The following is a 19,254-nucleotide window of genomic DNA, read 5'->3' on the forward strand; positions in this document are numbered from 1 at the left end:
TTCTTTTACTTGTTGTGGAAAAATGATTATTTTTTTCCACAGCGGTTTCAATATAGGGCGCCAAACTGGTTTTTGGCCTATCATACTACAATTTCAGAAAAAAATTGTGACCAAACTTTGTCGCTTTTTTGAACAGCTTGTCCCCCCCGTGCGGTCACGCGCCGGCCAAGGCGATCTGCGCCACCTCCGCCGCGCTCAGCTCGCGGCACTCTCCCGGCCCGAGCGCGGCATCGAGCGAAAGTCCACCGATCCGGTCGCGCCGCAGCGCCAGCACATGCGCGCCGCATGCTGCAAACATGCGCTTGATTTGATGATACATCCCCTGCCGGATTACGACGCGCGCCGTATCCGGCGTATCCAGCGCGCACAGCTCGGCCGGCATACATACAGCGCCGCCGAGCTGCACGCCAAAGGCGAACGCCTCGATCATCTGCGGTGTAACCGGCGCGTCCAGCCGCACGGTATAGGTTTTCGGCACATGGCTTTTCGGCGCAAGGATGCGGTGCGCGAACGCCCCGTCATCCGTAATGAGCACAAACCCTTCCGTATCCTTATCCAGGCGTCCGGCCGGGAACAACCCGCGGCGCATCAGGCTGTCTGGCACGAGATCGAGCACTGTCGGCAGCGCGGCGTCGCTCGTCGCACAGACAACGCCGCGCGGCTTGTTGAGCATGATGTAGACATGGCGCTTGAGGGCGAGCGCCCTGCCTGAAACCATCACCACATCTGTGTCAGGATCGATTTTCAGGTCGGCCTTTTTGATGGATTCGCCGTTTACAGAAATCTGCCCACGCCCGGCCAGGCGCTGCACATCGCGGCGCGAAAGGTCCGTTTGTGCCGCAATCACCTTGTCCAGACGCTCAAGCTTTTGCTTTTGGGGCATTGTCGTTTGACCCTCCTGTTCCGGCCGCATTCAGCCAAAGAAATGACCGGCAGCCAAGGCATATCTTCTCCAGCAGGCGCACGCATAGATGTAGATTTTTATTGTAGCATAAGCGTTCTGCACATGCAAGCGCGCGCTTTCTGCGGTCCTTTTCAGCCAGCGCCGGCGGGAAAATTTCCTCCTGTGCGGGCCGGCAGCCGCATTGTGAACGATTCCATAATGTGGTATAATAACCGCAAAGCGGTTATTATACCACATTATGGCCAGGGCGATACGCGGGCGCAGCCCGCTGCCCCCTGATGGCCAATTATACCATGCCGCTTCGCGGACATGGTATAATAACCGCAGAGCGGTTATTATACCGGGTTATGGCCAGGGCGATACGCGGGCGCAGCCCGCTGCCGCCCCAATGGCCAATTATACCATGCCGCTTCGCAGACATGGTATAATAACCGCAAAGCGGTTATTATACCGGGTTATGGCCAGGGCGATACGCGGGCGCAGCCCGCTGCCGCCCTGATGGCCAATTATACCATGCCGCTTCGCGGACATGGTATAATAACCGCAAAGCGGTTATTATACCGGGTTATGGCCAGGGCGATACGCGGGCGCGGCCCGCCGCCGCCCCAATGGCCAATTATACCATGCCGCTTCGCGGACATGGTATAATAACCGCAAAGCGGTTATTATACCGGGTTATGGCCAGGGCGATACGCGGGCGCAGCCCGCTGCCGCCCTGATGGCCAATTATACCATGCCGCTTCGCGGACATGGTATAATAACCGCAGAGCGGTTATTATACCGGGTCATGCCCAACGGCTCGCCGCTTTACGCGGCAACCGCCTTCTGATGGGCAATTATACCATGCCGCTTCGCGGACATGGTATAATAACCTCAGAGCGGTTATTATACGTTTTATGGCCAGGGCGATACGCGGGCGCGGCCCGCTGCCGCCCCAATGGCCAATTATACCATGCCGCTTCGCGGACATGGTATAATAACCGCAAAGCGGTTATTATACCAGATTATGGCCAGGGCGATACGCGGGCGCGGCCCGCTGCCGCCCCAATGGCCAATTATACCATGCCGCTTCGCGGACATGGTATAATATGCGCAGTGCAAACGGCAAAGCAGCGGACTGCGCATGTTACACCACAGCTAAAACCGGCAAAGCCGGTTTTGCTGCTGTGGTATAATAGAGCCGGCGAATCGGAATATGTGACAGAAGGTGACTGGGATGCTGACAAAACCTCGTCATGGCTGGACAGATTTCAGCCTTGAAGGTACTTCCACCTATGGGTTGAGCTATCTTGATGATATCGCTTTTGAATGGATCGACCAGGCAATTCATGGATTGGAAACGATGCTTCCCTTTTGCGTCAAAGGTTTTCTTGAGCCGGACAGGCTGTTGTGCACCGTAAGTTTTTGGAATTGTCATATTGTTATTGAAGACGATGAAAGAGAGCCATTGAAAAAAGGAACCATCATAAATGAGTATTCCCATACCAGCATGATTCATTTTTGTAAGTATTTGTATAGTGATATCATCTGCCATATTGATGAGTGGGCTTCATTTGTGGATTATCGCAAGGCTGATATAGAGGAAAAGCGACGGCAGCTTCTTCAAAAACTTGAAAAACTAAAGCAGCTTATTTCTGAGTGCGAAGCATTCTTTGGCGAAGATCATTGTTTTCTATGATGAAACAGCTCCGATTGATTGCGCCGCAGCAGGCCGCCTCCCTTTTTAGGGGGCGGCCTTGTTTTTATGCGTTTACTTATGCCGCATTCTGCTGTGTGACGGCTGACTGCATCCCTGTACCATTTTGCGGCGTCGTCGTGGCTACATTCTGCTGTGACACGACAAATCCATGCATAAACCCGCCAAGTTCCAGCGAACAGACATCTCCGCCGATCACCTTATCCTTATAGACCAGGATATTCGCACGCACATTGTCCGTCTGTCCGGGATAATTCGTCACGATGTATGTATACCGTTTACAACGTTTCCCAGCATACTTTTCAAGATTGCAGCCCTGCGTTTTTTGTATGGTATTATAGTTTGTAAAGACATCGTCAAACTCTTTGGGTATCTGCACCTCAACAACCTCATCCGCTTCCGGCTCGACCTGCCAGCCGAACGACTCCAAAAAATCGACCCGCTGTTCCTCCGTTTTGGCCGCAACCTTTGCAACCTTGACCTCGCTGTCGGCACGTACGGGGCTGCCGCGCAGCTCTGAAATCGCCGCGCGCCCCCAGACGCCGCCCACAAGCGAAAGCACAAAGACAGCCGCAGCGGCGGCGACCTGGCGTTTTGTCACACGAAATGAAATGGTAAACATCGTTTTCTGCCTCCCCGCGCTCATTTGTTCGTTTTCATATATACGCGTCCATCGCATATCTTATGCGCCGCCGGGCGGGTCTGGACAAAAATAGGGCCGCCCCACGGGGCGGCCCTTGTGTATAAACGATTATGCTTCTTCCTCGTTCATCTTCTTTGCTTCTTCAATAACAGCAGCTTCAAGCTGGCTGGGCAGCAGCTCATAACGCTCAAATTTCAGGGTAAAGCTGCCGCGTCCCTGTGTTGTCGAGCGCAGGACCGTAGCAAAATCCCCCATTTCGCTCATAGGCACCTCGCCCTCGATGACCTGCATCCCTTCCTCATCCGGGTTCATGCCGAGTACGCGGCCGCGGCGCTTATTCAGCTCGCTGATGATATCACCGGTGTTCGAATCCGGCACATAAACTTTGAGGTTTCCGATCGGTTCAAGCAGCGCGGGCGACGCCTGCGGCATCGCAGCCTTATATGCGAGCGATGCGGCCGTCTTAAACGCCATTTCCGACGAATCAACCGGGTGGTACGAACCGTCGACGAGCACCGCTTTCAGGCCGACCATTGGATATCCCGCCAGGATACCATGTTTAACGCAATCCTGGAGGCCCTTTTCAACCGCCGGGAAGAAGTTTTTCGGCACGGAGCCGCCGAATACGTTCTCCTCGAACAGCAACCCTTCACCGTCATACGGCGAGAACTCGATCCACACGTCGCCATACTGGCCGTGGCCACCCGACTGCTTCTTATGCTTGCCCTGCACCTTGACCGGCTTGCGGATCGTCTCACGGTAAGCGACGCGCGGCTTGGTCAGCCCGATATCGACGCCGAACTTGGATTTCAGCTTCGAAACGATTACATCCAGATGCTGCTCGCCAAGGCCGGAAATCACCTGCTGGTGCGTCTCAGCGTTCTGCTCAAAACCGATCGACGGGTCCTCCTCGATCAGCCGCTGCATCCCCTGAGCGACCTTGCCCTCGTCGCCTTTGTTCTTGACCTTGACGGCCATCGACAGACACGGCTCCGGGAACTGGACGCGCTCGAACGAAACGACCTTCTTCGGATCGCACAGCGTATCGCCTGTGACGGCGCCCGACAGCTTTGTGACGGCGCCGATGTCGCCGGCTGTGATAAACGCGGTGTCCTCCTGCTTTTTACCAGTCATGTAAATCAGCTTTCCAAGGCGCTCCTGCTCGCCGGTGCGCGAGTTCACAGGCGTCACCTCGCCCGACAGCTTTCCGGAAACGACCTTGAAGTAGCTCAGCTTGCCGACAAACGGATCGGCGACGGTCTTAAAGATATACGCGGCGAGCGGCGCCTCGTCAGTGCATGCGATTTCCACCGCTTCGCCGGAGTCGTCCTTGGCCGTCTCCGACCCCGCCTCCCAGGCGGAAGGCAGGTGATCGACAAGGGAATCGAGCAGCATATCGATACCCTCGAGCGTCGCGGCCGAGCCGCACAGCACCGGCGTGATTGCACCGGTGTGCACGCCGTTGTGGATGCCCTTGATGATCTCGTCGCGTGTGAACTGCTCGCCGGAAAAGAATTTCTCAAACAGCGCCTCGTCCGTCTCGGCGACAGCCTCGCTGATCGCGCCGATCAGGCCCTCGAAGCGGTGCGCGATATCAGGCATCGCAACCTCGGCCGGCTCGCCCTTTTCATTATATTTATAGGCCTTGTTGTCAACAAGGTTGATATAGCACTGAACCTTATGATCCTCCACAACCGGGACGACGAGCGGGCAAATCGACGGGCCGAACGATGTCTTGAGATCCTCGAGCACCTTGTAGAAATCGGCGTGCTCCGCATCCATTTTGTTGACAAAAAACATCTTCGATTTGCCCATCGAGTCGGCAAGCTTATATGCCTTCTGCGCGCCGACGGTCACACCCGAACGCGCCGAAACAACGATCAGAACGCTTTCCGCCGGCCGAACGCCCTCATACATGCCAGCGGCAAAGTCGAACAGTCCCGGCGTGTCGATCAAATTGATCTTGACGCTGCCCCATGCGAACGGGGCGACCGCGCTTGAGACCGACACCTTGCGGCGGATTTCCTCCGCGTCGAAATCACACACGGTATTGCCGTCCGCGACCTTACCCAATCTATCGGCGGCTCCGGCCTTGAACAGCAGCGCCTCCGCCAGCGAGGTCTTGCCGCTGCTGCCGTGGCCGGCAATTGCAACGTTCCGGATTTTACCTGCTAAATACTGTCTCATACCTTGCTCCATTCCGCCGCTTCGCACCGGCAAAAAATATAATGAACGCGCCGCCCCGCCGCGCGAAGGGACAGGCGGGAGCTTCTGAATAGGATGATCCTCAACTGCAACGCATTCGTCATAATCGCCAAGAGACGACCTTTCGCCCCCACAGCATTATATTAATATTATATAATCTATTGAAAAACTTCGCAAGGGATTCCTGTCTACATGCGCTGTATAAATAATCTTTGCTAATTTGTATGTATTGCACAACAGATGCTTTAAAAAAGGAGCCGGTTTTGCAATTTGCAAAACCGGCTCCTTTTTTTGCATCATCGCCGCAGCAGCGAAACAACCGACGTAACCACCAGCCAGGCCAGGCCGAACAGCAGCAGCATGGCATATGACGCCAGTTTGAGTGAATTTGTAAACGACATAAACGCGACAAGCCCATACCCGACAATTGTCCCGATCAACTGTATAACCGTCCCGCTCATCACGGAATTCTTGACGGCCGCCGACGCGTCAAGCAGGGCCAACACGCCAGGCACGCCGCCCGTGTGCAGGCCGCCGGCCGCGACGCGCGGGCGGTCCTTCGTCAGCCAGGCGTATTCGGGATGCATCTTCATAGGAAGAATATGCACCTGTGTACGCTTATAGGAGAACACCGACGCGATCAGCTCCGGCGTCACATTGGGGTTGGTCGTGTAGATGATCAGCGACGTGCCTCTGCGCGCCAGCCCCGCCATTGCGTCCATGATATCCGGCGACGCATTGTAGCTCACAACGAACATGGCCGACAGCTCGCCTGAATTGGCAATATAGAGCACCTGACGGCCGTCGCGCGCATAACGCGCCTCAAAATCGTGCGAGGGACAGTCAATGTCGTGCATCCGCATCAATTCCTGCGTACCGATCAACACGCGCTTTCCATCCACCCAGGCGGAAAGCCCCATGCCGTCCTCATAAATAAGGTTATCAACAGCGCGCAGCATTCGCTTGTTATTGCCGACCATATTGATAAACACACCCGATAAAATGCCGCCGCATGATAGGATCACGCTTGCCGCATCAAGAATCGCCTCGTCGATGCGTTTTTCAGCGAACACCTTCATTCCATGCAGCATCACGCTGTCAGTCGGGAACAGATCCCTGTCGCTGATCACAACAGCATCTGTATCGGTATACTCCTCGGCTGAAACGTATCCTGCCAGCAACGCCCCCTGACGTGCGAGCTTCTTGGACATCTTATTCTGCATCAGGTTCGGTACAATCGCGCTGGACAGGGGTGCGCAAACGCACAGAACAGCGGCAAAAGCCGATACCGCGACCGGAAGGGCGCGGTCGGCCATAAAGAACGTCACGACCGCGACCACGATGCTGCCGAGCAGGCAGATTGGCACGGCGATGCTTGTAAACGCCAGACTGTAATCCTGCGAATAGCTTCTGTTTAAAAAGCCTGTCAGAAAATCGACCTTGGCGCTGCACGCCACGCCATCCGTATCCGGCGGCAGCCCGCGCGCGAATTCACGTGCAAGCTCGCGGTCACGGATGCGCACGAGCGCAAATTTATCCTGATCGTCCATCAGGGTGGCAAAATCGCGTTCCACACGGCGCACCGCTATTCGTTTGCCGGCGAGCGCAAAAAACAGCGCGACAACCGCCACAGGGAAATAGAGGCTGATCTGCTCATACGCCGTTACCGACCCCGGCAGTACTGCCAGCACAATCCCCTGCACCAGCACAGCCAGCACGGCCAGCGCGGCTGGCGAATCGCTGTTCGCACGCAGACGGCAGAGCGCCGAAATGCCGCCGCCCACCACATTGCAGCAGAACAGAGCCGCGAGCGCCACAACCGCAATGTTTGCGATCAAAAAAAGCCGCATGTTGTTTTCAGGCGCGAGCGCGGGCGGAAGCGGGAGCAGACCGTCCTTGACGCCGATCTTTTCAAGCGCTGGCGCCGCACGCAGCGACACTGTCAAATAAATCGAAATAAAAGCGAAAACAAACGTAAAGAACTGTTTGACGCCAAGCCCGACGCGTACCGATTTCAGATCGGCGGCGACCTCCGGCGCATCTTCCGGCGACGCAAATTCGTCGTCCGGATCCTCATCCTCCAGCAGTGCCTGCTCGTCATAGGAACGTTTCCAGCGTGATTCGGCAAGCTGCGCCGAATCATCTATCCCAATCGACCGTGTGTCCGCTTCAAACGATGGACGGCGGTCACGCCGGTGCTGCGCGCCGCGCGGCTGAACCGGCGCCTCCTGACGCGCGCCAAACTCAAACGCACCGTCCTCCGGCGGCTCCGGCTCCCCGCTGTCCGTCAGATCATCCCACAACGGTAAATCCTCGTCCTCCGGCGCGCCAAACAGGCCGTCCGGCTGGGCCGGCGCCTCTCCGCGCACGCGCCGCATCGTCTCGTCGAGCGTCTCGCCCGCAAACGGATCGCGGACATCATCCGCATCGCCCGTGTCAAACGAAAATCCGCCCGCATCCTCATACGGCGGTTGTTCACCGTCATATACAGGCGGCTCCTCATACAGGTCGCGGGCCGCGCGATGCTGGACCGGCGGCTCCTCATATGGGCCGTGGGCTGTGCGGCGCTGTACTGGCGGCTCCTCATATGGGTCGTGGGCTGTGCGGCGCTGGACTGGCGGCTCCTCATGCGGGTCGCGGGCTGTGCGGCGCTGGACCGGCGGCTCCTCATATGAGCCGTGGGCTGTGCGGCGCTGTACTGGCGGCTCCTCATGCGGGTCGCGGGCTGTGCGGCGCTGGACCGGCGGCTCCTCATGCGGGTCGCGGGCTGTGCGGCGCTGGACTGGTGGCTCCTCATACGGGCTGCGGGCTACGCGGCGCTGGACGTGCGAATCATAATATCGTTCCCGTGCTGCACGCCGCTGCGCAGGTTGATCATAATAATGCTCGCGCGCAGCCGGGCGGTTCGTCTGTGTTTCCGCATGCCGCTGCACCGGTGGAGCCAGGCTGTCATTCTGTATGGACGGACGCGCATGAGCAGCGCTTTCATGGGCGCGTCCACGCGGCGCACGGCCTGGCGCTGTCGGATGCGCATCTGTATATGTATCGCGTGGCGTCGCTGCCTCGCGCTGTTTTTTCCTGCGGATTTCCTCCAGGATATCGTTTACATCGTAATCTTGCGGCATGTGCGATTCCTCTCTTTATTGCTCCGGATAACGTTCTCTCTATTTCTTTGTCCGCTGGCGGACAACTTCGTACATCAGGATGCCTGCGGCAACCGACGCGTTGAGGGAGTTTACCTCGCCGCGCATCGGCAGCGACAGCAGCACATCGCAGCTTTCACGGACCAAGCGCGACAGGCCGAACCCCTCCGAACCGACTACAAGCGCCGCCGCGCTGGTCAGATCTGTCTGATCCCACCGCGCGCCCGACGCGTCCGCACCGTAAATCCAAACGCCGCGCGCCTTCAGCTCCTTGATTGTGCTGACGAGATTCGTCACGCGCGTCACGGGCAGATGCTCGACGGCGCCCGCACTCGTGCGGCCCACGATCGCCGTAAGCCCCGCGCCGCCGCGCTTGGGGATGATCAGTCCGTGCGCGCCGGCGGCCTCGGCTGTGCGGATAATGGCGCCCAGGTTGTGCGGGTCCTCGATCGAATCGGCGATGATCAGCAGCGGCGGTTCGCCGCGCGCTGCTGCACGGGCAAAAAGATCCTCCACTGTACAGTAATGGAACGCCGCAGCCTGTGCGGCCACACCCTGATGGTTCAGCCCATTGGCAAGCGTGTCGAGCCTGCGCACATCGACGCGCTTGACCGGGATACGCGCCTCTTTAGCCATAGCGACAATACGCGAAATCGGCTGGCCGCGCGCGGGAACGTCATCGCAGATGTAAATGCACTCCACTTCACGCGGACCCTTGAGCAGCTCGATGACCGCGTTGCGGCCAAGTACAAGCCCTTCCTCCAGATCACGCTTCGGGTTTGAATTTCCCATTAATAGCCTCCTGACCGTTTTGCCGGCCGGAGCCACCCCCGGCGGTTATACATCCTGTTTTATACATAGCTTATTATAACATAGCCGCATACAGGATGCCATACGTTCCGCACGATTTTTGACATATTTTAATAAAATTCATCGAAAACAGGCTGGCCGCGCCCCTTTGACGCCCGCTATACAGGCGAATCCCCTGGAAAGGTGCAGGCCATTACAACAGAAAAAACAAGCACGCCACCGCCGCTCCGCCGAGCGCTGCAAGGCCAAACTTGACCGCTTCCGCCAAAGTAAGCCTGCGTGGCGCCGCCTCGCGCGGGCTGTAATCGATCTGTGAAAGATATTCCCCCGCCTTCGCGCGCAATTGCGTCTTGTCACCTTCCTGCGCGTTTGGCCGCAAAAACAGGATAGCTTTTTCAAAATAGCGGTTGTCCGTGTGCACAACCTCAATTACTTTTTGGCTGACTCCTTTGAGCACCATAAAATCCCCCTTGCCCGCGCCTGATTGGATTGATCTTTCGGATCTGCCGGTAAAACTGCGCCTTGACAGGCATTGCCGCTTTGTCCGCCAACAGAATCCTTTTCCGCTCGCCCCCGCGCGGCCGGGACGGCGTGACGCATTTCGCTTTTCTATTTTGGTCGCCGTGCGGTCAAATATTCCCTTGTCAACTGCCAGATTGCACAAAAAAAATACGCCCCGAATTGGAACGCATTTATACACAACGTAATACGAAAATCAGTTCTCCACATGCTTTGTTTTCCCTTGTGTGGAAAACTCTGTGGAAAATGGGGAAAACTCCGCATTGTTATGCGCTCTTCTGGCAGACAGGCTTTCAACCAATGTAAACAAGCCTCCAGAATGTGAAAAATAATGAATACTGCTTGTAGATTGGGGAAAATTCCCTCGTATCGATTTTTATACAGGATGCTCGAAATTTTTATAATTTCCATCTTTCTTTCGTCACTGTGCCCTGTTATACTGGAAAGGCTATCACATTTACAAAAAGGAGCGCATTATGACCCCTGTTATGACTCAATGCGACAAATTATCCCTTCCATGCGACACAGTTCTCGATGAATCGCCCGATTTCAGCCTGCCGCAGACGCTGCTTTGCGGGCAAGCCTTTCGTTGGAAGCAACTGGATCAAAACACCTTTATTGGCGCTGCGTTTGAAAAAGTATGTCAGATTGCACAGACGAACGGAAAAATTGTCGTCTCCTGTCAGGGCGCGGAGGATTTTGACGAGGTTTGGCGCGGTTATTTCGATCTCGACCGCGACTATGGTATGCTCAAAAACCGCTTTTGCACCGACCCCGCGCTGGCCGAAGCCGTCACAAAGGCCCCCGGCATCCGCGTGCTGCGCCAGCAGCCCTGGGAGGCGTTGTGCACCTTCATCATCAGCCAAAACAACCATATTCCCCGCATTACCGGCATTATCGAGCGCATGTGCGCGGTGTTCGGCCGGCCGCTTGGCGGCGGCTGGAACGCCTTTCCAACGCCCGAAGCCATCGCCGCGCTTACGCCCGACGCGCTCGCGCCGCTGCGCGCCGGCTTTCGTGCGCGCTATCTTATCGATGCGGCGCGCCGCGTTGCTTCCGGCGAAGTCGACCTCGAATCGCTCGGCACGCTCCCGCTCGACGAGGCGCAGGCCATGCTCACACGTATCACGGGCGTCGGCGTCAAGGTGGCTGCGTGCACGCTGCTTTATGGCTGCGGCCGCGTTGAATGCGTACCTGTCGACGTATGGATGCGGCGCGTACTGGACCGCCTCTACCCTGGCGGTATGCCCGCCTGTACATATGGATACGGGGGTATCGCACAGCAGTACCTCTTTCATTGCGCGCGTACCGACCCGGGCTTTCTCGACCGGGCAGCAGCAGCCGATTGACATATTTCGAGGATTCTTTATAATAGAGATATGATTCTGTTTGGGGAAACGGGCGGTGATTGTCAATGACCTACGCGCAGTTCCGGCGCATGAAGCCTAAATATAAACGGCGCTTTTTTCTTGTGATCCTTTGCGGGCTTGCGCTTGCGGCCGCCCTGCTGTTCGGCGTCTCCAAGGGGGTGCAGGCGATCCGCGCCGCGCTCAATACAACCACCATCAAGGACGCAACGGCGGCCAATGTGCTGGAAAAGGCAAATATGAACAAAATCCTTGAAATCATGGGGCAGAAGGACGCTTCCAATATCTGTGTCCTCGGCAGCGAGGTCAAGATGACGGGCGCGGGCTCTGTGACCTCCGTGACGCTCAACATGACAAATATTGTAAGCGACGGCGTGGCCGAATCCTGGCGCCTGATCGCTACAGAAAAAAAGGCGCGCCTTTATAAGTTTGAAACACACTATGAAAATTTGAAATCGCAAAAGATCAGCAAAATGGAGTTCAAATCCTATTATCCCGCGCTCTCCCGCGTCACTTCGCCGGAATTTGTCGGCGAGCTGCAAAAGCGGACCGGCGCCGGAGACGCAGGCGTATACACCTTTGTTGACGACTTTGGCAACAACCGCGAGCCGGAGTATGACTCCTACCTGTCAAGCGGGCTCGAGGGCATCTGGGTTTCCAACATCGGCAAAATTTCCTCATTTGAGGAGGGGTTCGTCCGCTCCAACGCATGCGCGCCGACGCGCGTGACCGTTGAAGCCGTGGACACAGAAAAGTCGAAGGGCAAGCGCGTCGCCCTGCTCCCGCCCAAGGAACGGTTCATTGTCCTGCTTGAAGCGGGAAACTATCAGTAAAGCCCGTTATACAGAAAGCGCCCGGCCAAAAAGGCCGGGCGCTTTTTCATTTTCATTCTTTGGGGCTGCCGGCAACGCCGCGCCCGATATGGCAGCACCCCGTTTTTTACACAGGTCAGGGTGTTTTATCACGTGCCCGCTCCTCTGCTTCTGTCTGCGGCTGTTCCGCCTTTGCGGCTTTCGCCGTGGTTGTGCGGGTCGTACCGCCTGAAACATAAACATCGCCGCACTCCGGGCAGATCCCTGTGTGGATCGTCACCGTCTGCGAAACCACTTTACGCCCTTCACGCTGGGCCTTGGCCTGTTCACGGACGACATGCTCCATCTCATGTCCGCGCACGGCGGACGCGGCCCGCTCGGGCGAGATGTTGGTCGGCGTCTTAAAGGACACGCCCGGATCGTTGGAACCGTCCTGATATTTGCGCTCCTTGCAGGTCTGGCATTCCGCCTCCTCCATTGTTTCCTGCGGGGATTTTCCGGTTTCCTCCTCAATATCAGGATAGCGGAACCGGCCGCGCACCGCCAGCTCCACCGGGGCGGTCCCTTCGCGATCCAATGGCGGCGGCGCGGTAATCCCAAGTGTCTGCGCAGGATTTTCCTGCGGCGCCGCGGCCGCTGAGGCTGGTTCAGCCGCCTGCGCGGGCTGCGTCCCGACGTCCCTGCGCAACCCATACTGAGCCGGCGCATATGCCGCCGGCTGCTGCCAGCCGTACAATCCGATTCCCATCGTATGCACACTCCTTCAGAGTACCATTTTCTGATCTCATTACGCCACAGCGACAAGCCGGTTTCGGCTGCGGTGTAACATGCACAGTCCGCCGCTTTGCGGCGGTTTCCCTACACATATTATACTGTATATTTTGGAAATTCTCAAGGCTTCTTCACACAAAATTTCGCTTTTCATTCAAACGCCGCGCTCCAGCATCAGTACAATCACGGTGATATCGTCCTCATGGCCATCGCTGCGGCGGCGCTTCGACTCCGCGGCGAGCTGCTCGCTCAGCTCTTTCGGATCGTCGCCCGCATAATGTTCCAGATCCGACACGAGCCATTCAAACCCGCCGGCAAGCGCGCCGTCCGACACCATGACCACAAGGTCGCCCTCGCGCAGGGTGACGGTGTTCTTCTCAAATGTCACGCCGCCGAGAATGCCAACCGGCAGCGAGTTTGACTCGACATAGCCGCCGCGTCCCGATTTGCGCAAAAAGGTCGGCGCGGCGCCTGCCTTATAAAAATCAACGCAGCCGGTATACAGGTCAACGCCAACAATATCGATCGTCGAAAGCGATTCGTCGCCCGATTTGACCAGCAATGCCGAGTTGACAAGCTTGAGCGCCGCGTCGAGGCTGACGCCCGCTTCAATCAGCCTGCGCAGCAATTCGGCAGTCATCGTCGAATCGACAGCCGCCGCGCCGCCGCTGCCCATACCGTCCGACAGGATGACGTTGACGCGCCCGTTTTGGCCGTCCACATAACAGAAGCTGTCGCCGCAGAGCTTTGATTCAGAGTTACCGAGCTGCGTCGCCCCCCATTTGATCGTATAGGCCGCTTTTTCAGCAAAGGTAAGTGTTGTGGCGGCGCACTCAGAGCGGCTGTGTGTCGCGGGCAGGTCGAAATCGCGCCCGCAGATATCGGACAGCGCCACCGTCAGCTCCGCCATATCGAGCCGTGACAGCTTATAGGTTGGAATGGTCACTTCAACAGTCATATTCGCACCGCCGTCAATTGTACAGGTTACAAGATCCGGAAATATTGTAAGCGACTGAAGGTATTCGCGCACCTTTCCGGCAGCCGCTGTATCCTGTGTGGCCAGTTCGTCCAGGTCACGGCCCATCGCGTCGACCATCAGCGCCATCCCTTCGAACTGGTCCGTTACTACGCCGCGCACCTGCGCCACCTTGCGCCGCACGCTTTCCCTCGCGGCGTATTCCTCAAACAGCCGGTTCATCTGTGCGGCAAGTTCCTTGACGCGCGGGCAGGTCTTGGCAAAATACTGCGGGAAATTGTTCTCCGTCAATTCTCCGCCACGCCGCAGCTCAGAGAGCGCGTTATTAAAAACGTCGCTTGTATCGGTGTAGCGAAGCTGCCAGCAGGTGGCGTTTCCACGGCATTTGCGGCAGACGCGGTCAGCGGTGCAGTGATAGACGGACGACAGATCGCCGTTTACCATACCGGACAGGCGTTCATTGACCTGGCGCGTTGTCTCAGCCACATCGCGCAGCGCCCCCGCTACGTGGTCGATGCGATTTGTCAGCATCGCCTTATAAGCGTCGCCCTGCACCGCGCCGCCCTGTCCCTCGCGCACGCTTTTCAGGCGGCGCAGCGCACCCTGCGGAATCAGAATCGAAATCAGGCTTGCAATAAAAATTTCTATCAACAGATAGTGGTCGAACATACGGCGGGAAGCAAGCAGCGCGAACAGGTTGACGACGATGAACGCGCCCGCGCTCGCCGCGCGCCCCACCGGCGCGAACACGCCGGCAAGCAGCCCGCCAAGGCCGTAGGTACCCATTAAGAATGTATAATTTCCGCCTACAACGCCCGCCGCAACACCCGCCGCTACGCCGGCGATCGCGCCGCCGGCCTCACGGGCCGCCTGCGCCGCCAGCAAAATCACAAGCACAGCCAGCACGCGGCCGATGGAGACGCCAAGCACACGCAGGTTCACAAGCGCCAGCACAGCAATGCCGAAGGTGATGACAAGCGAGGTCACATCAGTCTGACGCATATTCTCAATGCCAAGCTCAAGCGCCTGGGCGGTGCGTGTGAAAAAGTAGGACGCGCAGCACGCGAGCAGAACCTCCGCTACGGAAAGCGACGCGTCGTAAACGCTCCCGCCGCTCACAAATGTAATTGCAAGCGACGGCAAACCAAGCGATACAGCGGTCAGAGCCTGCCCGGAAACGCGCGCACAAAAGCGCGTCAGCGTCCCGGAGCCTAGCATGACGCGCAGCCCGAACAGCAGCGCCATCGCAACGATATACTTGACGTTGGTCATGATATGAAACGACATCAGATAGCCGAGCGTCGCGCCAAGCGTCGCGCCGGCGTAATAACGCGGCTTGGCTGAGGCGGCGAAGGCAATGCCAAACGGCGCAAGCCCCCCGAGCACAAACGCATTGGCCGCGACAAATCCTGTCGCAGCGTAGGCGAAATATCCCGCCGCCAGCTGATGCGCGCGCACCGTCTGCCTGGCCCGCGCACCGATGGAAAGACCCGCCGCTGTCCTGTTCTGCATAGCCTTCACCTGTTTTTCATATACTAGCAAGTTATCCTTGTTGTATAATCTATTGTAAATATTGAGTTCTGCATAACCGGTCGAAACATGCTGTCGATTTATGCGAATCAATAAAAAAGAGCGGCCGCGCCGCTCTTTTTTTGCGCATATGCCTACAAATCAGGCGGATACCTCCGAACCAGAACGTCCGCCGAACCATTTTATATCGGTTCACAGGTACAGCGCCCCCACTTTTTAACGACGCGGCGTATTCCGCCATTGAAAACACATGCGCCTTATGATAGAATAAGGCTTAGAATTTCGCGCGTTAAAGCGCAGAGCTCACCATCTTGAAAGGACGGACCCATCATGAACTATCAATTTTCCGACCGCATGGCCACGCTCAAGCCATCGCTGGTTCGTGAGATTCTCAAAGCGTCCTCCGACCCGGAAGTGATCGCCTTTTCCGCTGGCAATCCCGCGCCCGACGCGTTCCCCGTCGAGGATGTGCGCCGTATCGCCGGTGAAATCCTCGCCGAGGCCCCTATCGACGCGCTGCAATATTCAATCACCGAAGGGTACGCCCCCCTGCGCGAGGCGCTCAAACGCATGGTTCAGACACATTACGCTATCCCGGCCAGCCCCGACGACGATCTTATCGTGATCTCCGGCGCGCAGCAGGGTATGGATCTGGCGGCCAAGGCGTTTGTCAACGAGGGCGATACCGTCCTGTGCGAGGATCCGTCTTTCATCGGAAGTCTGAACTGTTTTCGTTCCTACAACTGCAACCTTGTCGGCGTCGGCATGGAAAGCGACGGGCTGAACACCGCAAAGCTCGAACAGGCGATCATCAAAAACCAGAACGTCAAGCTGCTTTATACAATCCCGAATTTCCAGAACCCGACCGGTATCACTACAAGCGCCGAAAAACGCCGCGAGATTCTGCGCGTCTGCCGCGAACACGGCGTCATGGTGCTGGAGGATAACCCATACGGCGACCTGCGTTTTGCGGGCGAGCCAGTCGCGCCGATCAAATCGATGGATACGGACGGCGCCGTCATCTATGTCGGCAGCTTCTCCAAGATTCTCGCGCCGGGTATGCGCGTCGGCTTTGTGCTCGCGCCCAAGGCTGTGATCGCCAAAATGACAGTCGGCAAGCAGTGCGCCGATGTCCACACGAATATGCTCGCCCAGATGGTCTGCGAACGATGGCTGGCCACCTGCGACCTTTCGGCGCATCTGGAGCGCCTGCGCGGCATCTATCGCCGCAAGTGCGGCCTGATGCTCGAATGCATCGACCGTGAATTTGCGTCCTGCGTGACGCACACAACTCCGGACGGCGGCCTGTTCCTCTGGTGCACCCTGCCCGACGGGGCCGATATGCTCGATTTTTGCAGCCGCGCGGTCGCGCAAAAGGTTGCGGTTGTGCCCGGCGTCGCGTTCCTGGCCAATGAAAGCGATCCGTGCCGAAGCTTTCGCATGAACTTTTCCACGCCGACAGACGAAGCGATCGTTGAGGGCTGCAAGCGCCTGGGCAAGCTGACACGTGAATTATATAACTGAGGTGATAATGATGGAAGAAAACAATATCCTATCGGCTCCCGTGCGTAAGAAACGCATTTTTTCAGGCATTCAGCCGACAGGCACCTTTACGCTCGGCAATTATCTTGGCGCGGTCAGGAATTGGGTGGAGCTTCAGGACGAATACGATTGCGTCTATTCAATCGTCAACATGCACGCGATGACCATCCGCCAGGAGCCGAAGGCGCTGCGCGACAATACGATTTCCGCTCTGGCGCTGCTCATGGCGTGCGGCATCGATCCAGAAAAATCAATCCTGTTTATTCAAAGCCATGTGCGCACGCACGCGGAACTTTCCTGGGTGCTGTCGTGCTACACGCAGTTCGGGGAGCTGTCGCGCATGACGCAGTTCAAGGACAAAAGCGTCAAGCACCCGGAAAACATCAACGCCGGCCTGTTCACTTACCCTGTGCTGATGGCCGCCGACATCCTGCTGTATCAGACGGATCTTGTCCCCGTCGGCATCGATCAAAAGCAGCATCTGGAGCTTGCGCGCAACATCGCGCAGCGTTTTAACGGCATCTACGGCAATGTGTTCGCAATCCCCGACGGATATTACCCCAAGCTGGCCGCAAAGGTTATGTCCCTGTCCGATCCGACCAAAAAGATGAGTAAAAGCGATGACAACCCCAAGGCGTATATTTCCATCCTTGATAAGCCGGAAACGATCGTCAAGAAATTCAAATCGGCGGTGACGGATTCCGGGGCGGAGATCGCTTACCAGGAGGGCAAGGACGGTATCAATAACCTGATGGCGATTTACAGCGTTGCGACCGGCCGTGATTTCCCCGCAATTGAGGCGGAGTTCTCCGGGCGCGGCTACGGCGACTTCAAGCTTGCGGTCGGAGAAGCGGTCGTGGAAATGCTGCGTCCTGTGCGCGAACGATACGACCAGTATATGAAGGACCGCGCTTATCTCGAAGCATGTTATACGCAGGGCGCGCAGCGCGCGTTCTCTGTTTCGTACCGCACGCTTGAAAAGGTTTATAAAAAGATTGGATTCCCAACCGACCTGTTCCCACCCGTCCGGCGCTCCTGAAAAGGCCCCCGCCAGGGTCTGTTTGAAAGCAGGCGTGCCCGCGGCCATATAGATTTACCGCTTGCAGCGGAATCGAACGGATACCAAAACCGGCGGCGCCGCTTTACATCGGCGCCGCCGGTTTTTAAAAGCTGTATTCACGACCGGAGGATGCCGGGCAGGCGAGGAATTTTGTACCCGAGCAAGGCAATTTTTCTTGCAGGCGGGCTGCAGCCCGCCTGCAAAAAAATTTAACGGAGCGTGAGCAAAAGGCCCGTCCGGACAGCGCTTGGCGGCTGTGAATACAGCTTCTTAACATGCAGTCCGGAGCATGTCTGATTTTCGTGCTACTGGCATTGCCGGCGAAAAATCCAAGGAGAGCAAGAGCAAAAATAAATCGAAGGAGAGCAAGAGCAAAAATAAATCGGGGGAAATTGTATCATGTATAACGAATACGATAACGAAACCTTTTTTAATGAATACGCCAAAATGCCCCGCAGCCAAGAGGGCCTGTCCGCCGCCGGAGAATGGCGCCAATTAAAGCCTTTATTTCCCTGCCTGAATGGAAAAAGCGTCCTTGATTTAGGGTGCGGATACGGATGGCATTGTAAATTTTCTGTGGAGCTGGGAGCGGCCCATGTACTGGGCATTGACATAAGCCGGAAAATGATTGAAGAAGCCAAGAAACGCAATAGGATGCCGGAAATCGAATATCGTGTCTGTGCCATCAACGACTATGCGTATCCGGAAAATGCATGGGACTTTGTCATTTCAAATCTGGCCTTGCATTATATTGAAAACCTTGAGCGGGTCTTTCAAAACGTATATGGGACGCTGAAACCCGGCGGAGTCTTTCTCTTTAATATTGAGCATCCGGTGTTTACTGCGGGCGTCGGGCAGGATTGGGTCTGCACAGACGGTGGAAAGCCGCTCCACTGGCCGGTGGACAACTACTTTATGCCCGGAGAGCGAAGGACGCATTTTTTGGGCTGCGACGTGGTAAAGCAACATCATACGCTCACGCAGATCCTGATGGGATTATTAAGTCATGGTTTTGTCCTTGAAGCGGTCGAGGAGGCCAAGCCGCCCAAGGAAATGATGAATATTCCCGGGATTGCAGATGAATTGCGCCGCCCTATGATGCTGTTGGTCAAAGCAAGCGTCAAAAAAGTATCCTGATGAGCCCATCTGGCAGTCGTGATCAGGTACAGGAACCAATCACGGCGGCATACTTCGCAAAGTCCCGGCGCCCATAGCCCAGGGCATGCCGTCTCTCCCAAAGTATGCCGCCGCGTGCCGCCGGATTGTTTCATTGCCC

The 19,254-nt window shown here is 56.9% G+C and carries 14 protein-coding genes; 6 read left to right on the forward strand and 8 right to left on the reverse strand.

Annotated elements, in window-relative coordinates; all coding sequences use genetic code 11:
- Window positions 1-154: 154 nt before the first annotated feature.
- Window positions 155-883 carry a pseudouridine synthase gene (locus FMM72_RS10520; protein WP_162221400.1) on the reverse strand — a complete coding sequence of 243 codons (729 nt, stop codon included), beginning with the start codon at window positions 881-883 and terminating at the stop codon, window positions 155-157.
- 1,237 nt (window positions 884-2,120) lie between these two features.
- Between FMM72_RS10520 and FMM72_RS10525 the strand changes: the two genes are divergently transcribed.
- Window positions 2,121-2,582, forward strand: a complete 462-nt coding sequence (locus FMM72_RS10525; RefSeq protein ID WP_160210907.1) for a hypothetical protein — start codon at window positions 2,121-2,123, stop codon at window positions 2,580-2,582.
- A gap of 76 nt (window positions 2,583-2,658) precedes the next feature.
- Here the strand turns inward: FMM72_RS10525 and FMM72_RS10530 are convergent, their stop codons facing one another.
- From FMM72_RS10530 to FMM72_RS10550, 5 genes are all read right to left on the reverse strand, one after another.
- A complete protein-coding gene (locus FMM72_RS10530; protein WP_243157784.1) occupies window positions 2,659-3,222 on the reverse strand; it encodes a DUF4830 domain-containing protein in 564 nt (187 codons plus the stop codon).
- 129 nt (window positions 3,223-3,351) lie between these two features.
- Window positions 3,352-5,430, reverse strand: coding sequence for an elongation factor G (locus FMM72_RS10535; RefSeq protein WP_160210906.1), 2,079 nt, complete (start codon window positions 5,428-5,430; stop codon window positions 3,352-3,354).
- Between the two features lie 314 nt (window positions 5,431-5,744).
- Complete coding sequence (locus FMM72_RS10540) at window positions 5,745-8,573, reverse strand: hypothetical protein (protein ID WP_162221401.1); 2,829 nt, start codon at window positions 8,571-8,573, stop codon at window positions 5,745-5,747.
- A gap of 39 nt (window positions 8,574-8,612) precedes the next feature.
- Window positions 8,613-9,383 carry a 23S rRNA (guanosine(2251)-2'-O)-methyltransferase RlmB gene (gene rlmB / locus FMM72_RS10545; RefSeq protein WP_162221402.1) on the reverse strand — a complete coding sequence of 257 codons (771 nt, stop codon included), beginning with the start codon at window positions 9,381-9,383 and terminating at the stop codon, window positions 8,613-8,615.
- A gap of 211 nt (window positions 9,384-9,594) precedes the next feature.
- Window positions 9,595-9,861 (reverse strand): hypothetical protein, encoded by a 267-nt coding sequence (locus tag FMM72_RS10550; RefSeq protein WP_160210903.1) that lies wholly within the window; start codon window positions 9,859-9,861, stop codon window positions 9,595-9,597.
- A gap of 535 nt (window positions 9,862-10,396) precedes the next feature.
- Here FMM72_RS10550 and FMM72_RS10555 point away from each other — a divergent pair.
- A complete protein-coding gene (locus FMM72_RS10555; RefSeq protein WP_243157785.1) occupies window positions 10,397-11,269 on the forward strand; it encodes a DNA-3-methyladenine glycosylase family protein in 873 nt (290 codons plus the stop codon).
- Between the two features lie 65 nt (window positions 11,270-11,334).
- Window positions 11,335-12,120, forward strand: a complete 786-nt coding sequence (locus FMM72_RS10560) for a hypothetical protein (RefSeq protein WP_160210902.1) — start codon at window positions 11,335-11,337, stop codon at window positions 12,118-12,120.
- 115 nt (window positions 12,121-12,235) lie between these two features.
- On the opposite strand, the gene FMM72_RS10565 is transcribed toward FMM72_RS10560, so the two are convergent.
- Entirely contained in the window at window positions 12,236-12,847 is a 612-nt protein-coding gene (locus FMM72_RS10565) for a hypothetical protein (RefSeq protein ID WP_162221403.1), read from the reverse strand.
- 177 nt (window positions 12,848-13,024) lie between these two features.
- Window positions 13,025-15,358, reverse strand: coding sequence for a SpoIIE family protein phosphatase (locus FMM72_RS10570; protein WP_162221404.1), 2,334 nt, complete (start codon window positions 15,356-15,358; stop codon window positions 13,025-13,027).
- Between the two features lie 348 nt (window positions 15,359-15,706).
- On the opposite strand from FMM72_RS10570, the gene FMM72_RS10575 reads away from it, so the two are divergent.
- The 3 genes from FMM72_RS10575 to FMM72_RS10585 all read left to right on the forward strand — a co-directional run bounded on the left by FMM72_RS10575 (window position 15,707) and on the right by FMM72_RS10585 (window position 19,115).
- Window positions 15,707-16,900, forward strand: coding sequence for a PLP-dependent aminotransferase family protein (locus FMM72_RS10575; protein WP_162221405.1), 1,194 nt, complete (start codon window positions 15,707-15,709; stop codon window positions 16,898-16,900).
- 10 nt (window positions 16,901-16,910) lie between these two features.
- Window positions 16,911-17,957, forward strand: coding sequence for a tryptophan--tRNA ligase (gene trpS, locus FMM72_RS10580; protein WP_160210909.1), 1,047 nt, complete (start codon window positions 16,911-16,913; stop codon window positions 17,955-17,957).
- A 468-nt stretch (window positions 17,958-18,425) separates the two neighbouring features.
- Window positions 18,426-19,115, forward strand: coding sequence for a class I SAM-dependent methyltransferase (locus FMM72_RS10585; RefSeq protein ID WP_431603338.1), 690 nt, complete (start codon window positions 18,426-18,428; stop codon window positions 19,113-19,115).
- Window positions 19,116-19,254: the final 139 nt, after the last annotated feature.

It is taken from the genome of Anaerotruncus colihominis (assembly GCF_010206195.1).
Lineage (GTDB): Bacteria > Bacillota > Clostridia > Oscillospirales > Ruminococcaceae > Anaerotruncus > Anaerotruncus colihominis_A.

What these genes read in the sequence shown, in the direction of transcription:
- FMM72_RS10520 (WP_162221400.1), bottom strand. Translation starts at nt 883, where the DNA reads ATGCCCCAAAAGCAAAAGCTTGAGCGTCTGGACAAGGTGATTGCGGCA.
- FMM72_RS10525 (WP_160210907.1), top strand. Translation starts at nt 2,121, where the DNA reads ATGCTGACAAAACCTCGTCATGGCTGGACAGATTTCAGCCTTGAAGGT.
- FMM72_RS10530 (WP_243157784.1), bottom strand. Translation starts at nt 3,222, where the DNA reads ATGTTTACCATTTCATTTCGTGTGACAAAACGCCAGGTCGCCGCCGCT.
- FMM72_RS10535 (WP_160210906.1), bottom strand. Translation starts at nt 5,430, where the DNA reads ATGAGACAGTATTTAGCAGGTAAAATCCGGAACGTTGCAATTGCCGGC.
- FMM72_RS10540 (WP_162221401.1), bottom strand. Translation starts at nt 8,573, where the DNA reads ATGCCGCAAGATTACGATGTAAACGATATCCTGGAGGAAATCCGCAGG.
- rlmB (WP_162221402.1), bottom strand. Translation starts at nt 9,383, where the DNA reads ATGGGAAATTCAAACCCGAAGCGTGATCTGGAGGAAGGGCTTGTACTT.
- FMM72_RS10550 (WP_160210903.1), bottom strand. Translation starts at nt 9,861, where the DNA reads ATGGTGCTCAAAGGAGTCAGCCAAAAAGTAATTGAGGTTGTGCACACG.
- FMM72_RS10555 (WP_243157785.1), top strand. Translation starts at nt 10,397, where the DNA reads ATGACCCCTGTTATGACTCAATGCGACAAATTATCCCTTCCATGCGAC.
- FMM72_RS10560 (WP_160210902.1), top strand. Translation starts at nt 11,335, where the DNA reads ATGACCTACGCGCAGTTCCGGCGCATGAAGCCTAAATATAAACGGCGC.
- FMM72_RS10565 (WP_162221403.1), bottom strand. Translation starts at nt 12,847, where the DNA reads ATGGGAATCGGATTGTACGGCTGGCAGCAGCCGGCGGCATATGCGCCG.
- FMM72_RS10570 (WP_162221404.1), bottom strand. Translation starts at nt 15,358, where the DNA reads ATGCAGAACAGGACAGCGGCGGGTCTTTCCATCGGTGCGCGGGCCAGG.
- FMM72_RS10575 (WP_162221405.1), top strand. Translation starts at nt 15,707, where the DNA reads ATGAACTATCAATTTTCCGACCGCATGGCCACGCTCAAGCCATCGCTG.
- trpS (WP_160210909.1), top strand. Translation starts at nt 16,911, where the DNA reads ATGGAAGAAAACAATATCCTATCGGCTCCCGTGCGTAAGAAACGCATT.
- FMM72_RS10585 (WP_431603338.1), top strand. Translation starts at nt 18,426, where the DNA reads ATGCCCCGCAGCCAAGAGGGCCTGTCCGCCGCCGGAGAATGGCGCCAA.